At 61.8% G+C, this 2,236-nt stretch carries 1 protein-coding gene; it reads right to left on the bottom strand.

Features of this window, described 5'->3' with window-relative positions; genetic code table 11:
- A partial coding sequence (locus GRX31_RS30310; RefSeq protein ID WP_160856247.1) for a type VI secretion system Vgr family protein occupies positions 1-2,083 on the bottom strand: 2,083 nt, incomplete at its 3' end.
- Positions 2,084-2,236: the final 153 nt, after the last annotated feature.

Genomic DNA, 2,236 nt, shown 5'->3' on the forward strand with positions numbered 1-2,236 from the left:
CGCCACCACCGCCCACGGTCAGCGAGTACTGCGAGCCCACTTCGGTGCTTTGCTTGCTGCCGACCTTGACCTGGCGCTCCTGCCCCACGGTGAGGCTCTGGTTCATGCCCACATGGGTCTGCATGGCCACGCCGATGTTTTCCATGTAGTTGACGCCGATGTTCATCATCTTCATCCCACCCACGTTCTGCATGTAGGCCATGCCTATGGTCTGGGTCTTGAGCAGGCCGACCGTGACGTGCCAGTTCTGGCCTATCTTGTCGGTCTCGGTCTTGCCGATGGTCTTGCTGCGGTTCTTGCCGATGGAGATGTTCTCGTCGATGCCAACGTCTTCATTGCGGTTGTCGCCGATGCTGATCTTCTCGTCGTGGTCCACCCGCTCCGTGCGGTTGTTGTGCACGGTGATGGTCTCGTCACGGTCCACGGTCTCGGTGCGGTCGCGGTGGATGACATTGGTCTCGTCCCGGTCTACCGTCTTGCGCCGGTCGTTGCCCACCCATTTGTCTTCGTCGTTCTCGACTTCGGTGAGCTGGTCCTTTTGCGCATGCAGCCACAGCTGTTCGGCGCCCGCCTTGTCCTCGAAGCGGATGGCGTTGGCGTCGCCCGGGCCGTTCTTCATGCCCGCGCCTGCGGCACCGCCCTTGCTCGATCGGGTCTTGATGCCCGATTGCGTGGCGTTGGCCGGCAGCGCCCAGGGCGGCATGTTGGCCGCGTTGTAGACGCAGCCCGTGACCAGCGGATAGTCCGGGTCGCCGTTGAGGAAGTCCACCACCACCTCGTGCCCTATGCGCGGGATGGAGATGGCGCCAAAGCCTGGTCCTGCCCAGTTGGTGGCCACGCGGATCCAGCAGCTGGAGTTCTGGTCCTTGCTGCCCAGCCGGTCCCAGTGGAACTGCACCTTGATGCGGCCGTATTCGTCGGTCCAGATTTCTTCTCCGGCCGGACCCACGACGACGGCAGTCTGCGGGCCCGTGGTGCGCGGCTTGGGCGTGGTGCGCGGCGGCGTGAAGGCCAGGCTGGTGGGCTGAGCCTGCAGTTCGTAGCGCTGGAAGGAGCCGTCTTCGGCGGCGCTGCCCTTGGCGCCCGGGGCCACAGCGCTGACGCGGGGGTTCTCCTTGAGGTGGTAGCTCAGGCCAGTGATCAGGTACTGCCGGTTCTGGTCACCACGCGGGTAGTTGTAGAGGCTGAAGGTGTAGCCCGTGGCCAGCGCCCGGTGGCAGGACTGGCCCCGCACCCGGCTGTGGCCCGTGAGGCCTTGCTTCAGGCGCACGCGGATGTAGGCATCTCCATCGCCGTACTCCGTGTAGCCGCCCGGCCATTCGTAGGTTTCATGGCCGTCGTGCGCATGGCCCGGTGGATCGCGGCGCATGTGGGACAGTTCGGCCCGGGGCTTTTTGAAGTCGTAGTCGTCGATGTAATGGCGGCCCGGCTTGATTTCCTGCTCCAGCTGCCAGGCGTGGATGTTTTCCTGGTCGCCTGCGGCGGCTTTTTCCGGGGGATAGAAGGGAATGGATTCACCACCGGGCAATGCGCCATGCGAGGCAATGATGTCGTCGCACAGCACCAGGGTGTGCTGGCCCGATGCGTGCTCGAAGAAATAGTAGATGCCTTCGTGTTCCATCAATCGCGAGACGAAGTCGCAATCGCTTTCGTTGTATTGCACGCAGTAATCCCAACTGCGATAGGCGCGCGTGAGTTTCCTTTGCATTGGATGGCCATAGACGCCCAATACCTGCTCGACGATGTCGGGCACGTTGAGGTTCTGGAAGATGCGAAAGTCGCTCTTGCGCGTGGCCAGCCACAGCCAGGGGCTCAGGCGCGCCTTGTAGGCGTAGTGGCGGTGGTCCTGGCCCTGCATGCCGAAGCGGGTGACGATGCCGTCGATGAAGCGCCTGCCGCCGCCCTGGGTTTCAATTTCTATGGTGGCGTTTTTGCCCAATAGGGCCTTGGGATCGATGCTTTCGTTTTCGCTGAGCATTTCCACATCGAGGCTGAAGAGCTGGCTGATGTTTTCCTGGCCGCGCAATTCACGGAAATGCAGTTCATCGCCCAATGGCGTATGGATGGTGACTCGGCGTGTCATTGTATGAACCGCCCTGGGGGCGGCCTCCCGTCTCTTGGTGAGCGGGGATCATAGACAAGCCGATGGCTATAGGGCAATCAAATGCAGGGTCAGATACATCCTGTAAATGTAAGCAATTTCCCATCTTGGATACAGGCATGTATTTGAATGGCA

This window comes from Delftia sp. CH05 (assembly GCF_009827015.1).
GTDB classification, from domain to species: domain Bacteria; phylum Pseudomonadota; class Gammaproteobacteria; order Burkholderiales; family Burkholderiaceae_C; genus Comamonas; species Comamonas tsuruhatensis.